The sequence below is a fragment of the Streptomyces caniscabiei genome (assembly GCF_014930365.1).
Classification (GTDB): domain Bacteria; phylum Actinomycetota; class Actinomycetes; order Streptomycetales; family Streptomycetaceae; genus Streptomyces; species Streptomyces caniscabiei.
In genome coordinates, this window is sequence record NZ_JABXWI010000012.1 from 267306 (window position 1) to 291247 (window position 23942).

Below are 23942 nucleotides of genomic sequence, written 5' to 3' on the forward strand. Positions count from 1 at the left end.
CGTTTGACCGGCGGAGCCCGTGGCTAGGTTGTGCCGTATGGCATCGACGCACAGCGCGCGGATCCTCGTCGCCTCCAACCGCGGCCCCATCTCGTACACCGAGGACGAATCCGGCGCCCTCACAGCGAAGCGCGGCGGCGGCGGCCTCGTCTCGGGGCTCTCCGCGATCGACTCGGAGGCGGGCGCCGTCTGGGTGTGCTCCGCCCTCGGCGACGGCGACCGCGAGGCCGTACGCCGCGGTGTCGGCGAGCCCGGCGTCCGCATGCTCGACATCCCCGCCGACGTGCACCACGACGCGTACAACGGCGTCGCCAACTCCACGCTCTGGTTCGTGAACCACATGCTCTACCAGACCCCGCTGGAGCCGTCCTTCGACGCGGAGTTCCGGCGCCAGTGGGCGTCGTACGAGACGTACAACCGTGCCTTCGCCGAGGCGCTCGCGCAGGAGGCGGCGGACGGCGCGTCCGTGCTCGTCCAGGACTACCACCTGACCCTGGTCCCCCGGATGCTCCGCGAACTCCGCCCCGACCTGCGGATCGGCCACTTCTCCCACACCCCGTGGGCGCCCGTCGACTACTTCCGGCTGCTGCCCGACGACATCGCCGCGAAGGTACTCGACGGCATCCTCGGCGCCGACCGGGCCGCGTTCCTCACCCGGCGGTGGGCCGACGCGTTCACCGAGTGCGCCCGCGCCGTCCTCGGCCCCGATGCCACGTCCGGCACCCGCATCGGCGTGCACGGCCTGGGCGCCGACGCGGACTTCCTGCGGGCCCGCGCCCACCAGGCGGACGTCGACGACCGCATGGTCGCGCTGCGGGAGCAGATCGGTACGGCTCCGGACGGCGCCCCGCGCCGTGCGATCGTCCGCGTCGACCGCACGGAACTCTCCAAGAACATCGTGCGCGGCCTGCACGCCTTCCGGCAGCTCCTCGACGACCGGCCGGCCTGGCGCGAGCGCGTCGTGCACATCGCCCTCGCCTACCCGTCACGGCAGGACCTGGCGGTGTACCGGGACTACATGACCGAGGTCCAGCGGGTCGCGGACGACATCAACGAGCGGTACGGGACGCCGGACTGGACCCCGGTCGTCCTCCACCTCAAGGACGACTTCGCCCGCTCGCTGGCGGCGTACCGGCTCGCCGACGTGGCCCTGGTGAACCCCATCCGCGACGGCATGAACCTCGTCGCGAAGGAGGTGCCGGTCGTCTCCGACGAGGGGTGCGCGCTCGTGCTGTCGCGGGAGGCCGGGGCGTACGAGGAGCTGCGGGACGACTCGTTCGTGGTGAACCCGTACGACGTCGTGGGTACGGCGGCCGCCCTGCACGAGGCGTTGTCCCTGCCGGTGGCGGAGCGGGCGGAACGGACGAAGCGGCTCGCCGGGGCGGCGACGGCGTTGCCGCCCACGCGGTGGTTCCTGGACCAGTTGGAGGCGTTGGAGGGCACCCAGTAGCTCGGGGGCTCGGGTTCGTCGGCGAGTGCGGGTCCGTCGTGGTTGATCGCGCAGTTCCCCGCGCCCCTGTAGGGGCAGGGGCTGCGCCCTCTGCCCCTACACCTGCTCGGCGATGGCCGCGAGGAGGCCTACGACGCCTGCCGGGCCGTCCACCACCAGGTCCGCCCTCTCCGACAGTTCCGTGACCTCCGCGCTGCCGCTGCACACCAGCAGGCCCGGGGTGCCCTCGGTGCGGAGTTTCTCGACGGCGGCGAAGGCGGGGAGATCGCCGAGGTCGTCGCCGGCGTACAGGACGGACTCGGCGTCGGTCCGCGTGAGGTGGTCGCGCAGGGCGACGCCCTTGTCCATGCCCGGGGGGCGGAGTTCGAGGACGAGGCGGCCGGGTTCGACGATGAGGCCGTGGTGGTGGGCGAGGTCGGCCAGCGGGGCGCGCAGGGCTTCGAAGGCGGCCTGGGGGTCGGTGGCGCGACGCGTGTGGACGGCGACCGCGCGGCCCTTCTCCTCGATCCAGGTGCCCTGCCCGGCGCCGACGCCGTCCAGCACACCGGGCAGCTCCGCGCGGACCGCGGCGACACCGGGGTGCGGGGCGGGGGCGCTGACGGTGCCGGTGACGGCGTCCCAGCGTTCGGCGCCGTAGTGGCCGAGGACCACGAGGTGCTCCAGCCCGGGGACGCCGGCGAAGCCGCCGTGGCGGACGGCGACGCTCGCGGGGCGGCCGGTCACCACGGCGACGGAGGCGACCTTGGGGGCGAGCGCGGCGAGGGCGGCGACCGCGTCGGGGTGGGCGCGGGCCTGTTCGGGGTCGGGGACGATGGGGGCGAGGGTGCCGTCGAAGTCGAGGGCGATCACCGTACGGCCGGGTCGTTCGAGGATCGCCTCCAGCGCGGCCCGCCCGGCGGGGGTGACGGGTGTCGGCAAGGTGGCCTGGGGGTTCTCTGCGTCCTTGTGGCTGCCCATGGCGTCGACCCTATCCGTCATCTCTCCTCCCGGCGGGCCTCTCTGACCCTTCGCAGCCGGTTGACGGTGACGGGGTCGTGGGCGAGGGCGCGTGGGTCGTCGAGCAGGGCGTTGAGCAGCTGGTAGTACCGCACGGGCGCGATCCCGAGCCGCTCCCGTATGGCCCGCTCCTTGGCCCCCGGCCCCTCCCACCCCTGCCGCTCCACAGCGAGGATGGCCTGTTCACGAGCCTCTAGCGCGTCCATGCGACGACGGTAACGGAAGGGTGTGACAGGGCGCCCAGTAGCTCGGGAGTAACGGGTGCGACGGCGACTGCGGGTGCATGGGGTTGCTCGCGCAGTTCCCCGCGCCCCTAAAGACATCAGGCCCCTGCGGGCCTGAAAGGCAGCGGGGCTGCGGGGCTGCGGGGTGAAAAGCACGGGGCGCAGCCCCTGCTTTTCAGGGGCGCGGGGAACTGCGCGAGAAGCCCCACCGGGCCGGCAGTCGCCGACGAACCCGCACCCCCGAGCTATCAGGCACCCGCCCCCGGCCGCGCCCTAATCCTCCCGATCCGCCGCACTCGCCGTCTGCTGCAACTCCTCCAGCACAACCCCCGGCTCCACCCCCGGCCGCACCGCCCGCCCGATCCGTTCCTTGACCGCCGCGCTGACATCCGCCCAGGACGTCTTGCCCACGGGCGGCAACGCGGCGTCGGGAAGCGCGTCGAGGAACGGCCCGAGGTCCGCGTCGTCGTCGTCCGTGCCCGCCGCCATCTCCTCCGACGCGGACGCGGTCACCGGCAGCAGGTCGTACTCCCGCGAGAAGTCGAGCACGTTCTCGTCGCTGTACACGAAGTCGAGGAAGTCACCGATCTCCTCCCCGTGGCCGTTCTGCTTGAAGGCCATCATCCAGTCGGCGACCCCCATCGTCGCGTGTTTGCGCCCGTCGTACCCCGGCATGACCGCCGTCCCGTAGTCGACCCCCTTGTCGGCGGCCATCCGCATCAGGCTGGGATGCCCGTTGAGCATCCCCACCTCCCCCCGCGCGAACGCCGCGAACGCGTCGGCCCGGTCGAGCTCCGCCGGCGTGGTCGGCCCGGTGAGCCCCTTGTCGACCAGCTCGTCCTTGAGCCAGGTGAAGGTCCGGACGTTCTCCTCGGAGTCGAGCCGGTAGGTGCCGACGGCGTCGACGTATCCCGCCCCGCCGCTGAGCAGCCACTGCATGGTCTCGGCCTGGGCCTCCTCGGGCCCGAGCGGCAGCGCGTACGGGGTCTCGACGCCCGCGTCGTCGAGGGCCGCGGCGTCGGCCGCCAGCTCGTTCCAGCTGCGCGGGGCGCCGTCGAGGCCCGCCTCGGCGAAGAGCTTCTTGTTGTAGAAGAGGACGCGGGTGGACGCGGCGAACGGCATCCCGTAGGCCACCCGCCGCACCTTGCCCGCGTCGGCGAGCTGGGGCAGGAAACCGGCCTGGACGGGGATGGAGAGCAGGTCGTCCACCTCGTAGAGCCGGTCGGCGGAGGCGTAGTCCGCGTAGGTGCCGGCCTGCGCCAGGTCGGGCGCGTCACCGGCGGCGACCATCTCCCTGACCTTGCGGTCGACGTCGTTCCAGGAGTGGACGGTGACGTCGACCGTGACGCCCGGCGTCTTCTTCTCGTACGCCTTCACGACCGCGTCCCAGTACTTCCGGGAGCTGTTGGCCTCGGAGTCGCCGTAGTCGGCGGCGACCAGCTTCAGGGTGACGCCGGGGCCGTCGGCCGCCGAGGCGCCGCAGCCCGCAAGCGTCGCCATCAGCCCCAGCACGGCCAGGGCCGCGGTTCCGCTGTTCCTGACGCCGGTCTTCGTCCGCCTCTGCCGCTGTCGCACTCGTACTGCCCCAAACACATCGCACTTGCCCCGCGTGGACCAGCCTGAGTCACCGGCTCGGCACCCAAGGCCGTTGATCACTCAACTTCTCGAACTCTCCATAAGGTCTACACCACTCTCCCCCTAGAGGTCTAGACCACGTGAGTGGACTAGACCTCTCACGGGTCGAAGGGCCACACTGTCCTCCGTGAGACATGTCATCGCCCTCGATGTGGGCGGCACCGGGATGAAGGCCGCACTGGTCGGGGCCGGCACCGCGCCCTCCGGGGACACACCCCCCGGCGCCCCGGTCCTGCTGCACCAGGCGCGCCTGGCGACCGGCCGCGAGCGCGGGCCGGAGGCCGTCGTCGCGTCGATCCTCGACTTCGCCGCCGAGCTGCGCGCCTACGGTGAACGTCACTTCGGCGAACCCGCGGTCGCCGCCGGCGTCGCCGTGCCCGGCATCGTCGACGCCGAGCGGGGCACCGCCGTCTACGCCGCCAACCTCGGCTGGCGCGACGTCCCGCTGCGCGCGCTCCTCACCGAGCGCCTCGGCGGCGTCCCGGTCGCCCTCGGCCACGACGTGCGCACCGGAGGGCTCGCGGAGGGACGCGTCGGCGCGGGCCGGGGCGCGGACCGCTATCTCTTCGTGGCGCTCGGCACCGGGATCGCCGGCGCGATCGGCGTCGACGGCCGGGTGGAGGCGGGCGCCCACGGCTTCGCGGGCGAGATCGGCCACATCGTCGTACGCCCCGGGGGCATCCCGTGCCCCTGCGGCCAGTACGGCTGTCTGGAGCGGTACGCCTCCGCGGCGGCCGTCAGCCAGGCCTGGGCCGAGGCCTGCGGGGACCCCGAGGCCGACGCGGCGGACTGCGCCAAGGCCGTCGAGTCGGGCGACCCGCGCGCGAGCGCCGTCTGGCAGCACGCCGTCGACGCCCTCGCCGACGGCCTGGTCACCGCCCTCACCCTCCTCGACCCGCGCACCCTCATCATCGGCGGCGGCCTCGCGGAGGCCGGCGACACCCTGTTCGCCCCGCTGCGCGCCGCCGTGGAACACCGGGTGACCTTCCAGAAGGTCCCCACGATCGTCCCGGCGGCCCTGGGCGACACAGCAGGCAGCCTGGGCGCGGGCCTGATGGCCTGGGACCTGATCACCCCCACCACCCCTACGCCCCCCACGACCCCCACGGACCCTTCGGAGGTAACCCCCTGATGGCCCCCGCCTTTTCCGACACCGGGTCCGACAGCAACGCCCCATCAGGGGCGCGGGGAACTGCGCGACCAGCCCCCACCCACCCGCAGTCGCCGAACCCAGCGCATCCGTACGTCCTCGAAGGCGCCAACGTCGTCCTCCCCACCGGCACCGTCGAGAACGCCCGTCTCACCATCGACGGCACCAAGATCACCGCCCACTCCCCCGAGAACGCCCACACCATCGACGTCCGCGGCCACTGGGTGGTCCCCGGCTTCGTCGACCTGCACAACCACGGCGGCGGCGGAGCCTCCTTCACCTCAGGCACCGTCGACGACGTACTGACCGGCATCCGCACCCACCGCCTCCACGGCACCACCACCCTCGTCGCCTCCACGGTCACCGGCGACATGGACGGCCTCGCCCACCGCGCCGGCCTCCTGTCCGAACTCGCCGAACAGGGCGACATCGCCGGCATCCACTTCGAGGGCCCCTTCATCTCCCCCTGCCGCAAGGGCGCCCACTCGGAGGAGTTGCTCCGCGACCCCGACCCGGCGGAGGTCCGCAAGCTGATCGACGCGGCGCGCGGCCGGGCCGCGATGGTCACCCTCGCCACCGAACTCCCCGGCGGCCTGGACTCCGTACGCCTCCTCGCCGAACACGGCGTCATCGCGGCCATCGGGCACACGGACGCGACGTACGAGCAGACGGTTCAGGCCATCGAGGCGGGCGCGACCGTGGCCACCCACCTCTTCAACGCGATGCCGCCGCTCGGCCACCGCGACCCCGGCCCGATCGCCGCGCTCCTGGAGGACGAACGGATCACCGTCGAGCTGATCAACGACGGCACCCACCTCCACCCCGCCGCCCTCCAGCTGGCGTTCCGTCACGCGGGTGCCGGCCGGGTCGCGTTCATCACCGACGCGATGGACGCCGCCGGCTTCGGCGACGGCCTCTACACGCTGGGCCCGCTGGCGGTCGAGGTCGTGGACGGTGTGGCCCGCCTGGTGGAGGGCGGCTCGATCGCGGGCTCGACCCTCACCCAGGACCGCGCCCTCAAACGGTCCGTCACCGTCGACCGCATCCCCGTCGAGGACGCCGTCGCCGCCCTGTCCGCCAACCCGGCGAAACTCCTCGGCCTCTACGACCGCGTCGGCTCCCTGGAGCCCGGCAAGGACGCCGACCTCGTCCTCCTCGACGCGGACTTCGACGTCAAGGGCGTGCTGCGCAAGGGCGAATGGGTGGTCGATCCCCAACTGAGCTGATCGGCCCGGTTGTTGATAGAGAGCGAAGAGTGCGGTGGTTGTCCCGGAGGGCTGGGCCGACCGCCGCTCTTTTGGCATGATCAGGCCTCCGCAATCGCGTCCGGACGAGCGCACTCTGTTACTCGGCAGGCGCGCTCACAAGCACCAAGGGGGTAGGCCAGGTGATCCTCACGGTCACACTGAACACCGCTCTCGACATCACCTACCGCGTACGAGACCTCAGGCCCCACGCCACGCACCGGGTGACCGATGTGACCGAACGGCCCGGCGGCAAGGGCCTGAACGTGGCCCGGGTACTGGCGGCGCTCGGCCACGAGGTGACGGTCACCGGTTTCGTCGGCGGCGCGACCGGCCGGGCCGTGCAGGACCGGCTCACGCACACCCCGGGTGTGGTGGACGCGCTGCTGCCGGTGGAGGGTGCCACGCGCCGGACGATCGCCGTGGCCGACGCGAGCGGTGACACGACTCAGCTCAACGAACCGGGCCCGCTCATCACACCCGCCGAGTGGTCCGCCTTCCAGGAGGCGTACGTCGATCTGCTGCGCTCCGCCTCGGTGGTGGCCCTGTGCGGCAGCCTGCCGCCGGGGGTTCCGGTGGGGGCGTACGCCGGTCTGGTCCGTACGGCCCGCACGCTGTCCGTGCCGGTCCTGCTGGACACCGGCGGTGAGCCGCTGCGTCGCGGCGTGGCGGCCCGCCCCGACCTGGTGAAGCCGAACGCCGACGAACTGGCCGAACTCACCGGTTCCCACGAGCCGTCCCGCGCGACCCGGGACGCCCGCCGCCGGGGCGCGCAGGCGGTCGTCGCCTCCCTCGGCCCGGACGGTCTCCTCGCCCACACCCCCGAGGGCCAGTGGCGCGCGACCCCGCCGCGCCGGCTGCGCGGCAACCCGACCGGGGCGGGCGACTCGGCGGTGGCGGGCCTGCTGTCGGGCCTGGTCGACCGCCTCCCCTGGCCCGACCGCCTGGCCCGCGCCGTCGCCCTGTCGGCGGCGACCGTACGGGCCCCGGTGGCGGGCGAGTTCGACCGTCAGACGTACGAGGAACTGGTGGGGCAGGTGGCGGTGACGGGGGAGGTCACGGCGGCCTAACGGCTACCCACCCGCGATCCAAGCAAGTCGTGTGGCGCAATTCCCTATCGCTTTTTCGAACACGCGTGCGGAATCATCTTGATCGACCAACCTCGATCAAGAAAGAGAAGAGCTTTTGATGAAGCCGCGCCTGCTTGCCCTAGTCGGAGCCACTGTGATGGCCATCCTGCCGCTCACGACCGCCCAGCCAGCGTCCGCCGCGACGAGGTGCCCGCAGAATTACGCCTGTTCGTGGACGAGCGCCAACTTCGAGGGGACGAGGCGCCTCCAGAACAACTCAAGCGGGTGCAACCCGTTCAGCGGCCGATCGGTGTCTAACCAGACCGGCAGGCTCATCACCATCTACAGGGACGAGTCCTGCTACGGCGACCGAATCGACATCAGGACGGGCCACTATTCGGCCAATACTCCGTGGCGTTTCAAGAGCGTAGCGGTCTGGGGCTAGTGACGTTCTCCAGGCCATTCCCGGGGTGACGCCTTCCCAAGAGCGGGGATTTGGGGCCGTCAGCGCAGTGCTGGCGGCCCTCAACTGCTGCACTCTACGAAGCCATTCTGGGACTACAGGCCTTCAACGCCTACTCAGGAGGGCTTGAGGTACAGCTGATCGAAATTCGCATCGCACTGGTTGCCCTCGTTGCACACGATCTTGATCTCGTTCGTGCCCTTGTTCAGGGTGACGAGGGCCCAGGTGCTCTGCCAGCCCTTCGCATAGTCGCCCTTGGGCGAATTGGAGAAGTTCTTCAGGTTCAGCGGGCGGCTCTGAGGGGTGCCGTTGACGACGAGCGTCGCGTCAGCATCCACACCGGGAATGCCGTACTGCACGTACAGGCGGTATTCACCGGACTTGGCGAGGTCCTCCATCTTCCAGGTGATGGACGAACCCACCGAGTTGAAGTTCCCCACATAGAACCCGCCCTCCGACTTCGCGCCGGCGACGTCGGAGGCGATGGCCGCGTTGCCGCCGAGGAGGAGGGTCTTGGCCTCGGCCTTGGGGAGTTCGGCGGTCTCCGCGTCCTTGGACTTGCTGGGCGTCGGGCTGGGGTCGGCGCTCTCCTGGGTGTTGGGGCCGGCGGAGGCACCGGTGTCGTTGCCCGAGGCGTTGTCGGAGTCGTCGCCGCCGAGCATGGCGACGCTGATGCCGATCACCACGGCGGCCACCACGGCGATCGCGCCGATGAGGAGGCCCTTGGTGTTGGGGCCACGGCCCCGGCCACCGCCCCCGCCGCTGTTGTAGGCCTGCTGACGCGTCGTCTGGGCGCCGCCGGAGAAGCTCTCGGGGGCCTGGTAGTGCGCGTTCGGCTGGCCCGGGGCGCCCTGCGGCTGGCCGTACGCCTGCTGCGGGACCTGCCCGTACTGCGCGGTCGCGGCCTGCGGAGCCTGCTGGGTCTGCTGCCCGTACTGCCGCTCGCCGACCGGTCGGACCCGGTTGACCGCGTTCGGGTAGCCGTAGCTCCCGCTGGGCGGCTGGGCTCCTCGGGCCTGCCCGTCCTCGTAGAGGTAGCCGAACGGGTCGTCGTCCTCGGGCGTGCTCGCGCCGTTGTTGCCGGGCGTCATCCCTAGGTCTCCTCAGCGGTGCGGTACTTACACGTACGGGTGGCGGGTTGGTGCGTAGGGGTGTAGGAGAGCGAGCCTACCCGCTCGCGGTGACCCAAACGGGTGACTCGGACCTCATCACCGGACCGGCACACCTCCGACCAGGCCCTTTTCAGCCGCTGCACGCCGCTGACCTGGGCTTCCACCCTGGTGTCTCCACTGTCACACAGGGCGCTATCCGGCTCGCCTGTGCTGTCTGGGACGAGATCGTTTCTCGACGTACATCCGCTCGTCAGCTGATTTCAACACCTCGTCCGCCGTCATTCCGCAGTGGGCCCATCCGATGCCGAAACTGGCCCCGACGCGCATCGCGCGACCGTCGACGCGAATCGGCTGGATGATCTCGTTGCGCAGGCGTACGGCGAGGTCCTGGGCGTCCGCGCGGCCGAGTCCGTCGGCGAGGACGACGAACTCGTCACCGCCGAGCCGGGCCACGGTGTCGCCGTCGCGCACACCCCGGCTGAGCCGCCGGGCCACCTCGATGAGGACCGCGTCGCCCGCGTTGTGCCCGAACCGGTCGTTGATCGACTTGAACCCGTCGAGGTCGCAGAAGAGCACCGCGAGCCCCTTGGTCCCGTCGTCCCGCTCGTCCTCGGGCGCGACGGTGTGCACATGGTGGTCGAAGGCGTCGTACGGCCCGCCGGAGGCGTGGAAGTCGAAGGCGTGCCCGCTGTGCCCGGCGGCCTCGTACGCGTCGAACGACGGGTGCGGCAGCCGGGCCGCGTGCTCGGCGCCGAACTCCCCGTGCTCACCCCCGGCCCCCTGCTCGCCGAACTGTCCGAAGGCCGCGTTCATCGAGTCGGCCGCCGCGCCGGCCGGCAGGGACTGGGGGCGCTGGCAGATGCGGGCGGAGAGGCGCGAGCGCAGCTCGGCCGAGTTCGGCAGGCCGGTGAGGGCGTCGTGCGAGGCGCGGTGCGCGAGCTGGAGCTCACGCCGCTTGCGCTCCTCGATGTCCTCGACGTGGGTCAGCAGGAAGCGGGGGCCGTCGGCGGCGTCCGCGACCACGCTGTTGCGCAGCGAGACCCACACGTACGTCCCGTCGCGGCGCCCGAGCCGCAGCTCGGCGCGGCCGCCCTCGGCGGAGGTCCGCAGGAGTGTGCCTATGTCCTCGGGGTGGACGAGGTCGGAGAAGGCGTACCGCCGCATGGCGGAGGCGGGGCGTCCCAGCAGCCGGCACAGGGCGTCGTTGGTCCGCAGGATCCGGCCGTGCTGGTCGCCGCCCATCTCCGCGATGGCCATACCGCTCGGGGCGTACTCGAAGGCCTGGCGGAAGGATTCCTCGCTGGCACGCAGCGCCTGCTGCTCTCTTTCGAGCCTGACCAGTGCACGCTGCATGTTGGCGCGCAGCCGAGCGTTGCTGATCGCGATGGCGGCCTGGAAGGCGTACATCTGGAGCGCTTCGCGTCCCCACGCGCCCGGTCGGCGACCGTTTCGCGGCCGGTCCACGGAGACGACACCGAGCAGTTCGCCGCAGGAGGCGCCGCCGGCGCCCGGGGTGTACATCGGCGCGAAGAGGCGGTCGGAGGGGTGCCACTCGTCCTCGAAGCGGGGCGCGGGGCCGTCGGTGTACCACTGGGGCACGTCGTCCTCGTCGAGCACCCAGCCCTCGGTGTGCGGTATGAACCGCAGGTCGCCCCAGGCCTCGCCCATGCTCAGCCGGCGGTCCCAGGAGGCGCGGGAGCCGACGCGGCCGGTGATCAGGGCCTCGGCCGCGCTGTTCCCGGAGAGGGCGGCGACGACCAGGTCGCCGTCGGGGCGGACCAGGTTCACGCAGGCCAGTTCGTAGCCCAGGCCGTTGACCACGCCGTCGGCGACGGTCTGCAGTGTGTCGGCCAGGCTGCGTGCGGTGTTCATGTCCGCCATCACCTGGTGCAGCTGCCGCAGCGTCGTCAGACGGACGTAGGGCTCCGACTCGGTCTCCATTCGCCCTCCCCCCGAGATCTCGTGGCAGCTCCAGGCTCCAGGTACCTGCGTAACCTGCTCGGTGTGCTTAACTCGCGGGCTTACAACCGCTTACAGTTCCCGCTTACAGGTTCCAGCTTCCCCGCCACTGAATCACAGCGCGAAGCCCACTCGGTACACAGGGTCAACAAAATATGGCTCCTGTGACTCAAGTCACAGCGGAAGATGAGCAATTGAGTGGAGTTTATGCGTTTCCCACGTGCGCTTCCTGAACAGAATTCAGAACTCTGTGTAGGCAGTGTGAGCGACCTTGAGCGGACGGCTCGGACGGCGACCTAGGTCGCAGGTCCCGGAGCGGGGTCGGGCCCCGGGCCGATGTGGGGACCGCTTGCCGCAGGCTAGCGTGCGAGCGTGTCCAAGACGGTTCCTCTCGCAAACGCGCCCCTGGCCCAGCGCACCCCGGCCACCCCCGGTCCCCTGCCCGCCGGGCATGCTGAGGGGGTGAGCGAAGACGAGTTCCGTGCCGCGATGTCCCGACTGGCGGCGGGTGTGGTCCTGGTGACCGCGCACGAGGCCGCGCTGGATCCGGACGGGCCGCGCGGCGAGGACGTCGGCATGACGGCCACCTCGTTCATGTCCGTCTCCCTCGACCCGCCCCTCGTCATGGTGAGCCTGCGCGAGGGCTCCCGCATGGACGACCTCCTCGCCGAGCAGCCGCTGTGGGCGGTCTCCGTCCTCTCCGACCAGCAGCGCACCGTCGCGGCCCGCTTCGCCATGCGCAACCGCGTGAGCGACCGCCTCCTCTTCGACTCGGTCCCCCACACCCGGGGCACGACCAGCGGCGCACCCCTGATCGACAGCGCCCTGGCCACCCTGGAATGCCGCACCGAACAGCGCGTGACCGCCGGCGACCACACCCTGGTCATCGGCAGAGTCCTGACCGCCACGACCCCGGGTCCGGACACCGGGCCCCTCACCTACTTCCGGGGCCTCTACAGACAGCTGTCCCAGTAGCCGAGCCGCTCCCGCGGGGAGGATGCCCGTGGCTCCAGCCCGAGACCTCAGCCCGAGACCTCAGCCCGTGCCCTCAGCCCGTGCCCTCAGCCCCAGTCCCGCCCGGACCGCCCGCGCTTGGTGTCGGAGCGCTGCTTCTTCTCCCGCAGCCGCCGTTCGTTGATCCCCCTCGGGATACGGGTCGCCCGCCGCGGCTTCGGCGGCGGCGCGGTCGCCTCCGCGAGCAGCGCGGCCAGCCGTACGGCGGCGGTCTCCCGGTTGCGCCACTGCGAACGGTGCTCGGAGGAGCGGACGCTGACCACCCCGTCGACGAGCCGCGACGCGAGCCGCTCCAGCGCCCGCGCCTTCCACACCTCGGGCAACGCCTCGGTGTTCGCGAGGTCGAACCGCAGCTCGACCTGCGAGTCACTGGTGTTGACGTGCTGTCCGCCGGGACCGGAGGAGCGGGAGAAACGCCAGATGAGCTCGGCCTCGGGAAGCGAGACGGAGCCACGGATGACGTGAGGACCGGACATGCCCCCATGGTCGCGCGGATGTCCGGTCCACGTCACGCCCTTTTCCCGGTGGGTAAAGAAAGTAAAAACCGCTGGAACCTCTGGCGCCCCTCCCGACGTTCATAGGGGTACAGGTAGCTTCGTCCCCGGCACGAAGCCTTGTAAGGCACGTACGCAACGAGGGAAGGACTCCCAACCATGGCTGTAAGCCTGTCCAAGGGTGGCAACGTCTCGCTCACCAAGGAGGCTCCGGGCCTGACCGCCGTCACCGTGGGCCTCGGCTGGGACGTCCGCACCACCACCGGCACGGACTTCGACCTCGACGCCTCCGCGATCGCGGTCAACCCGCAGGGCAAGGTCTACTCGGACGGCCACTTCGTCTTCTTCAACAACAAGCAGACCCCGGACCAGACCATCGTCCACACCGGCGACAACCGCACGGGCGAGGGCGCGGGCGACGACGAGGCGATCAACGTCAACCTGGCGGGCCTCCCCGCCGACGTCGACAAGATCGTCTTCCCGGTCTCCATCTACGACGCGGAGAACCGCTCGCAGAACTTCGGCCAGGTCCGCAACGCCTACATCCGCATCGTCAACCAGGCCGGCGGCGCCGAGATCGCCCGCTACGACCTCTCCGAGGACGCCGCCACCGAGACCGCCATGGTCTTCGGCGAGCTCTACCGCAACGGCGCCGAGTGGAAGTTCCGCGCGGTCGGCCAGGGCTACGCCTCGGGTCTCGTCGGCATCGCCCAGGACTTCGGCGTCAACGTCTGAGTTCCGGGCGCCGCCCGGCCGGGGGCCGACACCTCGTCCCACGGCCCGTCACGGCATCTCACGGCACCTCACCGAAGGCCCCGCCACGCCCGGCGGGGCCTTCGGCCGTCCCAGCGGCGGGAGCCTGGGGCCGTCCCGGCGGCGGAGGCTCGGGCCGTTCCAGCCGGGGCGGCCGGCGGAGCCCCGACGCACCGGCGTCACACGCGCCAGTCCGCGGCGTACTGGATGTGCAGCGTCCCGGGAAGGCGCCGCCGGTTCCGTATCCGGGACCACGGGCCGGGGTCCAGCTCGACGCAGAAGTGGCCCGCGTGCGGCCGGCGGTACGGGAACGACGGGGCCTGGCCGACGAGGCCGCGCAGCCCCGTGCCGTGCTCGCGGAACGCGGTGGGGCTGCCCACGACGAACAGCGTGTGCGCCGCGATGTCGAAGGCGAGGTGGTCGCGGTACGACCGGTAGGCGCGCCGCTCGTGGTCGATGGCGTCCTCGTCGGGGAAGTCCCGCTCCGGAGTCGCCGTCGTCTGGGGCCTGCCGGTGTCGAGCCGTGCCCGCACGGGCTTCCACCTGGCCGTCGGGAACCGCAGGCTGTGGTGGAGCAGCACCAGGTCCAGCGCGACGGGTTCACCGTCGACTGAGGGGCCGGCGACGCCCTCGGGGGCGGGGGTGGCCCGGATCGGCAGATGGATCAGCGACCGGGCGGACCGGGCGGCCAGCGACCACAGGGCCACGAGCCGTTCCGCGCCGGCCCGGTCGACGTACATCGACAGCCAGTGGTGGTCGTCCCGCAACGCCAGCCGGGCCGACGACGGTTCCGCCCGGATCACCCGGAACTCGTCACCGCCCAGCCGCGCCTTGTGCACCCGCACCCGCTCTTCCACAGCCGCACTGTAGATCCCGGTCGATCCCGGTGTCGGGCCCTGATCGCTACCGTGCGGGGCATGCTGCTGCTCGAACCTCTCCGCACGGCCGAGGACGGGACCGTCCCCGGCCCCCTCCTCGCCGAACTCACCACCCTGCACGCCTCCAACCGCGACTTCTACGCCCTGAGCGGTGACTTCCCGGACGCGAACGACATCCGCCCCGAGCAGGTGGCCGCGGCGCTGGGCGTGGAGCTGGCCGACCCGGACGTGGAGGTCCTCCTCGCCCGCGAGAGCGAGGACGAGGAGGAGGAACGGGAGGAGGAAAAGGGGCGCGCGGGACGGGCACGGGGGCGGGCCCGACGACGTCGGCTGGTCGGGATCGCCATCACCCTCGCCCGGCATCCCGATCCGGCCGACCCCGACCCGTGGATCGGTCTGCTGCTCGTCGACGCCACAGCCCAACGCCGGGGGTACGGACGCCAGTTGGCCACCCTCGTCGAGGAGCGGTTCCGGCAGGCGGGGCGGGACGCCGTCCGGCTCGCGGCGCTCGACAACAACCCTGGCGCCCTGTCCTTCTGGACCGCCCTCGGGTACGAGGTCGTCGAACGGCGCCGGGACCGCCAACTGGGCCGCCCCTGCACCGTGCTGCGCAAGTCGCTGCGCACACCGCGCCGGGCCGCGAGGATCGCCGTGGTCGATCCGGAGGGCGCCGTCCTCCTCTTCAAGTACCACAACGCCGAGGTGGGCGCGCACTGGGCCCTGCCCGGCGGCGGCCTGGACGAGGGTGAGACCCCGCGCGAGGCCGCCGCGCGGGAGTTGCGCGAGGAAACGGGCTGGACGGACCTGGAGCCGGGCGCGCTGCTGTGCACCTGGGAGCACGACTTCACCCGCTACGGCGTCCCCGTACGCCAGCACGACACGATCTACGTGGCGCGAGGCCCGCGCCGCGAACCGGTGGGCGGCGTCCTCGCCACCTCACGCGCCCATGAAAGCATCCTGACCTGGCGCTGGTGGACCCCCGCCGACCTCACCGACCCGACGGCGGAGCCGGTCTGGCCGCCGCACCTGGGCCGGCTGCTGGCGGAGTCCGAGCCACCCGAGGCCCCGGGCTTCGCCCCCATTCCGTGAGCACCTCGGACTTTCAGGCCTTCGGCGGCTTCCCGTCCCCGTACAGCCAGTCCTCCCAGACCGGGGTCAGGTCCGCGTCCGGGGCCGCTGTCGCCGCGAACTCCTCGGCGTAGTCCGTGAAGTCGGCCGTGTCGGCGTTGCCGTGGCGGTGTGCGGTCGCCCAGCCCTGGATCAGCTCGAAGAAGGCGTCGTCGCCGACGGCCCGGCGCACCTTGTGCAGGACCATGGCGCCGCGTTCGTACACCGGGCTGTCGGAGATACGGGCGGCGCTCGGCGGCTTCGCGGGCGGGAAGTCCCAGACGGCCTCGTCGTCGGCGGCGTCCTGGAAGTAGTCGCCCTCGTACAGCGCGTCGAAGGTCTCCTGGGCACTGTCGCCGCCGTGGTCCTCCTCCCACAGCCACTCGGCGTACGTGGCGAACCCCTCGTTGAGCCACATGTCCCGCCAGCTCTTCGGGGTCACGGAGTCGCCGTACCACTGGTGGGCCAGTTCGTGGACGAGGAGCGAGAGGTCGGGGGCGCCGGGGAAGACGGGGCGGTTCTGGGTCTCCAGGGCGTACTCGGCGTCCTCCGGGCGGTCGACGATCGCGCCGGTGGAGGAGAAGGGGTACGGGCCGAAGTTTCCCTCCGCCCACCGGACGACCTCGGGGATCCGCCCCAGCACGGCCCGGCTCTCCTCGGCCTGGGAGGGATCGACCGCGACGTACACGGGAAGCCGGTGGCGGCCGCCGACCGTCGAGCGGCGGATCTCGAACTCGCCGATCGCGAGCATGGCCAGATAGCTCGCCATGGGTTCGGCGGTGTGCCAGGAGAAGGTCGTACGGCCGTCGCGGGTGGACTCGCTCCTCAACTCCCCGTTGGAGACGGCCCCCAGGCCCTCGGGGACGGTGACCGTGAGGTCGTACGCCGCCTTGTCGGAGGGGTGGTGGTTGCCGGGGAACCAGGCCATGGAGCCGGTGGGTTCGCCCAGCGCGAGGACACCGTCGGCGGTGGGCAGCCAGCCCTCGCGGGAGCCGTCGGGGTCGGTGATCGTCACGGGGGTGCCCGAGTAGCGCACGGTCGTCCGGAACGTCTCCCCGTCGTCGAGCCCCTGCTCGGGGGTGACGGTCAGCTCCTGTCCCGCCCGCTTCCAGCGCGCCGCCGCGCCCTCGACGGCGACCGACTGGACGTCCATCCCCTTGAGATCGAGGTTGAAGGAGCCGAGGTCCCGCGTCGCCCGCGCGGTGACGACGGCGGTGGCACGCAGGCGGGCCCGCGCATCGGGGTCGTAGCGGAGGGTGAGGGCGTAGTGGGTGACGTCGTACCCGCCGTTGCCGAGGCGGGGGAAGTAGGGGTCGCGGAGGCCGGCGGAGCCCTTGGCCCTCTCGGCCTCGCCGCCGCCGTCGGTGCACGACGTGAGCGTGAGGGCCAGCGCGACGGTCAGGAGGGCGGCCGGGACAACCCGTGCGGATCGGGACACGACGGCGATCCTATGAGGACATGACACCATCGCCTACGTGCTCGACATCGGCTACGCCCTCTCCAACCGCTTCCCCGATCCGCCGCAGACGGACTACCGCCGCGCGGACGTGTACGCGCTGCGGCACGACCTGTTCTGCGGTGACGTGTACCTCGCCGACACCAAGGCGGACCGGGAACTGTCCACAGCCTGGGGATGGGTGCCGGTGCTGGACTTCGCGTGGGCGCTGTGCGACATCGTGGAACAACTCGACCGGGACCCGGCCGGCTCGCGTGCCTCCCGTCCCCAGTACGCGGAGCTGGACTTCACCGAGTCCACCGACCGCATGCTCTTCCAGCGCCGCTTCGGCTGGGTGGACGTCGAGTCGGACTGGATGCCGGCCGAGGAACCACCGCTGACGTTCTCCCACGCCGAGCTCCGCCGCGAGGCCCGCGACTTCCTCCACGACGTGCTCGCCGACCTCTGCGACCTGCACGAAGCCCTGGCCGAAAACCCAGCGATCTGGACCCTCCAGTCCCGCTTCCCGAGGGTGCCGTAAGGGTGCCGCCGTGTTCGTCCGCGGCTGAGTGGGGCTGGTCGCGCAGTTCCCCGCGCCCCTGAAAGGCCTCCGGCCTTCCGGCCCGAAAAAGCAGGGGCGCAGCCCCGCTTTTTCAGGGGCGCGGGGAACTGCGCGACCAGCCCCCACCGGACGGACGCTTGGGGGTCGAAGGGGCGCAGCCCCTTAAGGATGGGACGGGTAGGGGCGGCGGGGGCGAACCCCCTCCCGGGCGCCCCCTCACCCCTCCACCCGAATCCCCATCTCCCCCGCCAACACCGGCGCCAGATCCATCAACTGCGCCGCACTGATCACCGCCCCCGACAACCGATCCACCCCCCGAGCGATCTCCACGGACGCGGCCTCCCGCAGATCCACATCCACCAGACTCACCCCACTCAGATCCGCCCCCCGCAACGCACACCCCACAAACGCGACCCTCTCCAGCCGCGCACCCCCGAAATCCGGCTCGACCAGCACACAGTCCTCGAACACGACATCCCTGAGCCGCGCCTCGCGCAGATTGAGGAAGTCGATCTTCCCCCCGCGCACAACCACCCGCTCCAGCACGGCCCCGTGCAACTGCACCCCGCCGAGCCGCGCCTCCACCAGCTCGACATCCCGCAACGTCGCCTCGGCCAGATCCGTCCCCACGCCCCGTATCCCCGTGAGGACGCAGTCGAGCACCCGGGCCCGCTGCAACCGCGTCTCGTCCAGCGCGCACCCCGTCAGCGCGCAGTCCATGAACCGGGCGCCCCCGCCGTCCTGCCCGACGAAGTCCTCGTCCCGGAACTCCAGCCCGTCGTAGTCCCCGTCGGGCTCCAGCCCCCCGCCCGCGTACTCCTCCAGCACCGGCAACCGCACCTCAGGCCGCCGCGCCGCCTTCACCACCGACCTCGCCCTCACCATCCCCCCATCGTGCACCCCACCACTGACAATCCCCCTGACCTCCGCCCCACAGCCCATGTCACATCCCGGCGCCCCCGATCCGTCGTACCCGCGGACAGCCGCGCAACCGAACCCGAGGGAGCCCAGTCATGCACCCCACCCGACGCCCCCCCACCCACCTCACCGTCATCGGCGGCGGCTTCGCCGGCCTCACCGCGGCCATCACCGCCGCCGAGGCGGGCGCGAGGGTCACCGTCCACGAGGCGCACCACACGCTCGGCGGCCGGGCCCGGACCGCGGAGGGGCCGTACCGGACGAACGAGGGACCGCACGCCCTGTACAACGGCGGCCCGCACTGGACCTGGCTGGCCCAACGGGACCTGATCGGACCGCTCGCGCCCCTCCCGCCCCTGGAGACCGCCCGGTTGCGCCTGCACCACAGGGGCGCCCTGCGCCGGACCCCGCCGTTCGCGATGCTCAAGCTCCTCCGCCCGCGCCGTACGGCCCGCCCCGCACCCGTCGACGTCGACTTCCTCACCTGGGCGACCGAGCAGGCCGGCGAGGAGGCCGCACGCGCCGCGGCCAACTACGCGGCGGTGGCGCTGTTCCACCACGACCCGGGCTCGCTGTCCGCCGCGTTCGTACAGGAACGGCTGCGCCGGGCCACGAAGCTGCCGCCGGAGGCGCACTACCCGCGCGGCGGCTGGGCGAGCGTCATCGACCGTATGGCGGCCCGCGCCTGGAACCTCGGCGTCCGCATAGAGACCCGCAGCCGCGTCGACAGCCTCGACGCCCTCGCCGGCAAAAGCACCGGCACCGGCATTCGAGGCCCCCGCACCGGCCCGATCATCGTCGCCACCTCCCTGGACGCCGCCCGCCGCCTGCTCCAGGACGACTCGCTGACCTGGCCGAGCGGCCGTACCGTCCTCCTTGACCTCGCCGTACGCACCCGCCGCGGCGACGCGTTCGCCGTCTCCGACCTGGACGCGCCCGGCTGGATCGAGCGGTTCACGGCCCAGGACCGCACGCTGGCCCCGGCGGGCGAGCAGTTGCTCCAGGGACAGTTCCCGATCGGTCCGCACGCGTCGCGGGCGGACGGCATCGCCCGCGCCGAACACCTGCTCGACCTGGGCTTCCCCGGCTGGCGGGACCGCGTCACCTGGCGGCGCGAGGCCACCGCCCACGGCCGTACCGGCGCCGTCGATCCGGTCGGCACCACCTGGCGCGACCGCCCGGCCGTGGACCGGGGCGACGGCGTGTACCTCGCCGGCGACCAGGTCGCGGCGCCGGGCGTGCTCTCGGAGGTGTCGTTCAACAGCGCCCTCGCGGCCGTCTCGCTGGCGCTCGGCAGGAAGTCGAGGAACACCCTTGACCTCAAGCACGCTTGAGGTCGGAGGCTGGGTCCGCCAGGCGAAACCAGGCACACACGCACCACGCGGGAACGACATCGCTCCAGGGGGCCCTCCATGCACGCCATCCGTCTGCACGCCTTCGGTCCGGCCGAGAACCTGACGTACGAGAAGGTCGCGGACCCCGAGCCCGGTCCGGGCCAGGTGCGTATCGCCGTCGCCGCGGCCGGCGTACACCTGCTCGACGCGGCCCTCCGCGAGGGCGTTCCGGGGCCCGGGCCGACGCCGGAACTGCCCACGATCCCCGGCCGCGAGGTCGCCGGAGTCGTCGAGGCGCTCGGGGAGGGCGTCCCGGAGACCTGGCTCGGCCGACGCGTCACGGCCCACCTCGGCTTCGTGCCCGGCGGCTACGCCGAACTGGCCGTCACCGAGGTCGAACGGCTGCACGACATCCCGGAGAACCTCGACTTCGCGCAGGCCGTCGCGATGATCGGGACGGGCCGTACGGCGATGGGGATCCTGCTCTTCGCCGAACTCGGCCCGGACGACGTGGTCGTGATCCCGGCCGCGGCCGGCGGCCTCGGCACGCTCCTCGTGCAGTACGCCAAGAACGCGGGCGCCACGGTGATCGGCCTCGCCGGCGGCCCCGCGAAGACGGCCCAGGTGGCGGCGAACGGCGCCGACCTCGCCGTCGACTACACCGACCCGGTCTGGCCGGAGCAGGTCGCGGCGTACCGGGGGAAGGCCACGATCGTCTTCGACGGGGTCGGCGGCGCGGCGGCGCGCGAGTCCGTCGCCCTGCTCGCCCCCGGCGGCAGACACCTGGTCTTCGGCTGGTCGGCGGACGGCATCAAGGACGGCGGTCCCTATGTCGTGGAGGGCGTCTCGGAGACGGTCCTCGGCGAGGAGATGCGCCGCCGGGCGGGCGGCCCCGACCCCATCCGCACCCTCGAACTCCGCGCCCTCGCCGAGGCCGCCGCCGGGCGCCTCACCCCGGCCGTCCACCGCTTCCCCCTCGCCGAGGCGTCCGCCGCCCACCGCGCCCTGGAAGACCGCGGCACGACCGGCAAGGTGGTGCTGGAGCCGTGACCGCCCCCACGACCCGCCCCGGCCGGGACACGCCCCCGACCATCGGCCCCGCGCCGTGCGCCCCCGGTGCTCCCGACGTCCCCGACGCCCCCGACCCCCGCCGCTGGTGGGCCCTCGTCGTCATCGCGCTCGCCCAGCTGATGGTGATCCTGGACGCGACGATCGTGAACATCGCGCTGCCGTCGGCGCAGCGGGACCTCGGCATGTCCGACGGGAACCGGCAGTGGGTGATCACTTCATACACCCTCGCCTTCGGCGGACTGCTGCTGCTCGGCGGCCGCGTCTCGGACCTCGTCGGACGCAAGCGGGCCTTCGTCGTCGGACTGGTCGGCTTCGCCGCGGCCTCGGCGCTCGGCGGCGCGGCCGGCACCTCCGGGACGCTGTTCGCGGCCCGCGCCCTCCAGGGCGTCTTCGCCGCCGTCCTCGCCCCCTCCGCGCTCAGCCTCCTCACCACCACCTTCACGGACCCGGCGGAACGCGGAAAGGCGTTCGGCATCTACGGGGCCATAGCGGGCGGCGGTTCGGCGATCGGCCTGATCTCCGGCGGGCTGCTCACCGAGTACCTGGACTGGCGCTGGTGCCTGTACGTCAACGTGCCCATCGCCGTCGTCGCCCTCGTCGGCGCGACCGTCCTGCTCCGCGACCGCCCGGACCGCACCGGCGCCCGCCTCGACGTACCCGGTGCCCTCCTCGGCTCCGCCGGCCTCGTCGCCCTCGTCCACGGCTTCGGCGAGGCCGAACCGCGCGGCTGGACGGACACCCGCGTCCTGGCCCTCATCGCGGCGGGCGTCGCCCTGCTCACCGGCTTCGTCCTGCGGCAGCGCACGGCCCGGCACCCCCTGCTCCCGCTGCACATCGTCCGGGACCGCGACCGGGCGGGCTGCTTCCTGACGATCTCCCTGGCGACCGTGGGCATGTTCGGGATGTTCCTGTTCATGACCTACTACCTCCAGGTCGTGCTCGCCTACTCCCCCGTGCGCACGGGGCTGGCCTTCCTCCCCCTCACCGCCGCGATCATCACCGGCTCGACGCAGATCTCGGCCCGGCTGATGCAGCGGGTGCCGCCCCGGCGGCTGATGGTCCCGGGCACGTTGCTGGCCGGGACCGGCATGCTGATCCTGACCCGGCTCACGGTCGACTCGTCGTACGTCACCGGGGTCCTCCCCGCGCTGGTCCTGATGGGCCTCGGCATGGGCATGACCTTCATGCCGGTGTTCTCCACCGCCACCGCCGGGGTTGCCCCGCAGGACGCGGGCGTCACCTCCGCGACGGTCAACACCGCCCAGCAGGTGGGCGGTTCGCTCGGCACGGCCCTGCTGAACACCATCGCCACCAGCACCGGCGCGGCCTATCTCGCGACCCACGGCCACACCACGGCCACCGTCCACGAGAGCCTCGTCCACGGCTATACCGTCGCCCTCTGGTGGGCCGCCGGCATCCTCCTCCTCGCGGCCGCCACCGCCGCCACGATGATCACGGCGAAGGCCCCGAACCACACCGCTGCCTGAGCCCATCGACCGACGCATGCCTTGGGCCCGGCGACCGACGACAGGTGGCCCACGCCCATCCGGGCAGGGGCCACCACGGTGTCGCCGTCGTCAGTGCCGCCCCGCCACCCGATCGGCGAGCCGCGCCAACCGCGACGACTCCCCGCTGTTCGAGGCGGCCTCGCGCCGATCCGCCGTGCGATACGTCGCGTACATCCCCTGCACCCCCGCCCAACGCAACGGCTCCGGCTCCCACTTGCGCACCCGGTGGTTCACCCACGGCAGCGAGGTCAGCTCGGTCGCCCCGCCCTGCCCGGAGTCGCGCAGGACGAGGTCGCGCAGGGTGCGGCCGGCGAGGTTGGTCGTGGCCACCCCGGAACCGACGTAACCGCCCGCCCAGCCCAGGCCCGTGGCCCGGTCCAGCGTCACCGTCGCGCACCAGTCACGCGGCACCCCCAGCACCCCCGACCAGGCGTGGTCGACCTTCACCCCGGTCAGCGAGGGGAAGAACCGCACGAGGATCTCGTACAGCGCCTCGATCGTCGCCGGCTGCGTCCGCCCGTCGTTGTCGGTCCGCGACCCGAAGCGGTACGGCACCCCGCGACCGCCGAGCGCGATCCGGTCGTCGGCGGTGCGCTGGGCGTACATATAGGCGTGCGCCATGTCGCCGAGCGTCGCGCGGCCCTCCCAGCCGATCGTCGCCCACTGCTCGGCCGTCAGTGGCTCGGTGGCGATCATCGAGGAGTTCATCGGCAGCCAGGTCCGCCGCTGCCCCCTGAGGTTCGCCGTGAAGCCCTCCGTGCAGCGCAGCACATACGGCGCCCGGACCGTGCCGTACGACGTGACCGCCCGCCCGGGCTGGATCTCGGTGACCGGCGTCAGCTCGTGCACGGTCACCCCCAGCCCCTCCACGACGGCCGCCAGCCCGGTCACCAGCTTCACCGGGTTCAGCCGCGCCCCGTGCGGCGTCCACGTCGACCCCACGGCGTCGGCGACCCTGATCCGCTCGGCCGTCTCCCGGGCGCCGTACAGCTCGCGGTCGTTCTCCCCGTACGCCAGCTCATGCTCGTGAAAGGCCTTGAGCCGCCCCAACTGTGCGGGCGTACAAGCGACTTCGAGGACGCCACCCCGATGGATGTCCGCCTCGACACCCTCCTCCCCCGTCACGCGCACGACCTCGTCGACGGTCTCGTTCATGGCCCGCTGCAACCGCACGGCGGCGTCCCGGCCGTGCAGGCGCGCGTACCGGTCCCGCCCCGCGATCCCGTTGTAGAGCCAGCCGCCGTTGCGCCCCGAGGCCCCGTACCCGCAGAACTTCTGCTCCAGGACGGTGATCCGGAGGGAAGGGTCGGCCCTCTTCAGGTAATAGGCCGTCCACAACCCGGTGTACCCGCCCCCCACGACCACCACGTCGACAGCCGCGTCCCCGGCCAGCGGCTCCCGCGGCACGGGGAGCCCGGCCTGCGCGTACCAGAAGGAGACCCCGCCGTTGACGGCACCCGCGATCGCGTCCGAGCTGCTCATGCCCGGACGCTAACCGTTCCCGGGCACCCTGTCTCCTACGGATTCCGTGGCGAACGAGCCCCCGCGGCCCGGAAATCCAAGGG

22 protein-coding genes are annotated in these 23942 nt (G+C 72.3%); 12 read left to right on the forward strand and 10 right to left on the reverse strand.

From position 1 onward, the window contains the following. Positions 1-37: 37 nt before the first annotated feature. Positions 38-1450, forward strand: a complete 1413-nt coding sequence (locus HW837_RS31520) for an alpha,alpha-trehalose-phosphate synthase (UDP-forming) (RefSeq protein WP_193381497.1) — start codon at positions 38-40, stop codon at positions 1448-1450. A 96-nt stretch (positions 1451-1546) separates the two neighbouring features. On the opposite strand, the gene otsB is transcribed toward HW837_RS31520, so the two are convergent. From otsB to HW837_RS31535, 3 genes are all read right to left on the reverse strand, one after another. Continuing rightward, positions 1547-2407: a trehalose-phosphatase gene (otsB, locus tag HW837_RS31525; RefSeq protein ID WP_093789857.1), complete on the reverse strand. Its 861-nt coding sequence runs from the start codon at positions 2405-2407 to the stop codon at positions 1547-1549. Between the two features lie 17 nt (positions 2408-2424). Continuing rightward, positions 2425-2652, reverse strand: coding sequence for a DUF3263 domain-containing protein (locus tag HW837_RS31530; protein ID WP_045556000.1), 228 nt, complete (start codon positions 2650-2652; stop codon positions 2425-2427). 291 nt (positions 2653-2943) lie between these two features. Then, positions 2944-4170 (reverse strand): ABC transporter substrate-binding protein, encoded by a 1227-nt coding sequence (locus HW837_RS31535; protein ID WP_193382464.1) that lies wholly within the window; start codon positions 4168-4170, stop codon positions 2944-2946. A gap of 262 nt (positions 4171-4432) precedes the next feature. On the opposite strand from HW837_RS31535, the gene HW837_RS31540 reads away from it, so the two are divergent. The 4 genes from HW837_RS31540 (at position 4433) to HW837_RS50455 (ending at position 8214) form a co-directional block, all read left to right on the forward strand. Then, a complete protein-coding gene (locus tag HW837_RS31540) occupies positions 4433-5437 on the forward strand; it encodes an ROK family protein (RefSeq protein WP_045555999.1) in 1005 nt (334 codons plus the stop codon). Further along, positions 5437-6681, forward strand: coding sequence for an N-acetylglucosamine-6-phosphate deacetylase (nagA, locus tag HW837_RS31545; protein ID WP_045555998.1), 1245 nt, complete (start codon positions 5437-5439; stop codon positions 6679-6681). The genes HW837_RS31540 and nagA overlap by 1 nt, the downstream gene beginning before the upstream one ends. 161 nt (positions 6682-6842) lie before the next feature. Then, entirely contained in the window at positions 6843-7769 is a 927-nt protein-coding gene (locus HW837_RS31550; RefSeq protein WP_193381495.1) for a 1-phosphofructokinase, read from the forward strand. Between the two features lie 157 nt (positions 7770-7926). Continuing rightward, positions 7927-8214, forward strand: coding sequence for a peptidase inhibitor family I36 protein (locus tag HW837_RS50455; protein WP_371271434.1), 288 nt, complete (start codon positions 7927-7929; stop codon positions 8212-8214). 134 nt (positions 8215-8348) lie between these two features. On the opposite strand, the gene HW837_RS31560 is transcribed toward HW837_RS50455, so the two are convergent. Together HW837_RS31560 and cdgB are read right to left on the reverse strand one after the other, a co-directional pair. Beyond that, on the reverse strand, positions 8349-9323 hold the full coding sequence (locus HW837_RS31560; RefSeq protein ID WP_045555996.1) for a CBM35 domain-containing protein: 975 nt from the start codon (positions 9321-9323) through the stop codon (positions 8349-8351). 213 nt (positions 9324-9536) lie between these two features. After that, positions 9537-11285: a diguanylate cyclase CdgB gene (cdgB, locus tag HW837_RS31565; RefSeq protein ID WP_045555995.1), complete on the reverse strand. Its 1749-nt coding sequence runs from the start codon at positions 11283-11285 to the stop codon at positions 9537-9539. A gap of 480 nt (positions 11286-11765) precedes the next feature. Between cdgB and HW837_RS31570 the strand changes: the two genes are divergently transcribed. Further along, positions 11766-12278 (forward strand): flavin reductase family protein, encoded by a 513-nt coding sequence (locus HW837_RS31570; RefSeq protein WP_045555994.1) that lies wholly within the window; start codon positions 11766-11768, stop codon positions 12276-12278. An 86-nt stretch (positions 12279-12364) separates the two neighbouring features. Here the strand turns inward: HW837_RS31570 and arfB are convergent, their stop codons facing one another. Then, on the reverse strand, positions 12365-12793 hold the full coding sequence (gene arfB, locus HW837_RS31575) for an alternative ribosome rescue aminoacyl-tRNA hydrolase ArfB (RefSeq protein WP_045555993.1): 429 nt from the start codon (positions 12791-12793) through the stop codon (positions 12365-12367). Positions 12794-12970: 177 nt separating this feature from the next. Here arfB and HW837_RS31580 point away from each other — a divergent pair, with 177 nt between their 5' ends. Further along, on the forward strand, positions 12971-13546 hold the full coding sequence (locus tag HW837_RS31580; protein WP_005486352.1) for a TerD family protein: 576 nt from the start codon (positions 12971-12973) through the stop codon (positions 13544-13546). A gap of 197 nt (positions 13547-13743) precedes the next feature. On the opposite strand, the gene HW837_RS31585 is transcribed toward HW837_RS31580, so the two are convergent. Then, positions 13744-14421, reverse strand: coding sequence for a hypothetical protein (locus tag HW837_RS31585; RefSeq protein ID WP_193381494.1), 678 nt, complete (start codon positions 14419-14421; stop codon positions 13744-13746). Positions 14422-14484: 63 nt separating this feature from the next. Here HW837_RS31585 and HW837_RS31590 point away from each other — a divergent pair, with 63 nt between their 5' ends. Next, the gene (locus HW837_RS31590) at positions 14485-15531 is read left to right on the forward strand and encodes a bifunctional GNAT family N-acetyltransferase/NUDIX hydrolase (protein ID WP_390623585.1); all 1047 of its coding nucleotides are present in this window, start codon (positions 14485-14487) and stop codon (positions 15529-15531) included. Between the two features lie 13 nt (positions 15532-15544). On the opposite strand, the gene HW837_RS31595 is transcribed toward HW837_RS31590, so the two are convergent. After that, complete coding sequence (locus tag HW837_RS31595) at positions 15545-17017, reverse strand: M1 family metallopeptidase (RefSeq protein ID WP_045555991.1); 1473 nt, start codon at positions 17015-17017, stop codon at positions 15545-15547. Between the two features lie 7 nt (positions 17018-17024). Between HW837_RS31595 and HW837_RS31600 the strand changes: the two genes are divergently transcribed. Beyond that, positions 17025-17525 (forward strand): hypothetical protein, encoded by a 501-nt coding sequence (locus HW837_RS31600; protein WP_045555990.1) that lies wholly within the window; start codon positions 17025-17027, stop codon positions 17523-17525. A gap of 237 nt (positions 17526-17762) precedes the next feature. Here the strand turns inward: HW837_RS31600 and HW837_RS31605 are convergent, their stop codons facing one another. Continuing rightward, positions 17763-18431 (reverse strand): pentapeptide repeat-containing protein, encoded by a 669-nt coding sequence (locus tag HW837_RS31605; RefSeq protein ID WP_234442434.1) that lies wholly within the window; start codon positions 18429-18431, stop codon positions 17763-17765. A gap of 128 nt (positions 18432-18559) precedes the next feature. Here HW837_RS31605 and HW837_RS31610 point away from each other — a divergent pair, with 128 nt between their 5' ends. The 3 genes from HW837_RS31610 (at position 18560) to HW837_RS31620 (ending at position 22356) form a co-directional block, all read left to right on the forward strand. Then, positions 18560-19798 carry an FAD-dependent oxidoreductase gene (locus tag HW837_RS31610; protein ID WP_093789861.1) on the forward strand — a complete coding sequence of 413 codons (1239 nt, stop codon included), beginning with the start codon at positions 18560-18562 and terminating at the stop codon, positions 19796-19798. A gap of 78 nt (positions 19799-19876) precedes the next feature. Continuing rightward, positions 19877-20848: a zinc-binding dehydrogenase gene (locus HW837_RS31615; protein WP_193381492.1), complete on the forward strand. Its 972-nt coding sequence runs from the start codon at positions 19877-19879 to the stop codon at positions 20846-20848. Positions 20849-20988: 140 nt separating this feature from the next. Further along, on the forward strand, positions 20989-22356 hold the full coding sequence (locus HW837_RS31620; protein ID WP_093789904.1) for an MFS transporter: 1368 nt from the start codon (positions 20989-20991) through the stop codon (positions 22354-22356). 90 nt (positions 22357-22446) lie between these two features. Here HW837_RS31620 and HW837_RS31625 read toward each other — a convergent pair whose 3' ends face one another. After that, positions 22447-23859, reverse strand: a complete 1413-nt coding sequence (locus tag HW837_RS31625; RefSeq protein WP_193381491.1) for an NAD(P)/FAD-dependent oxidoreductase — start codon at positions 23857-23859, stop codon at positions 22447-22449. Between the last annotated feature and the right edge of the window lie 83 nt (positions 23860-23942).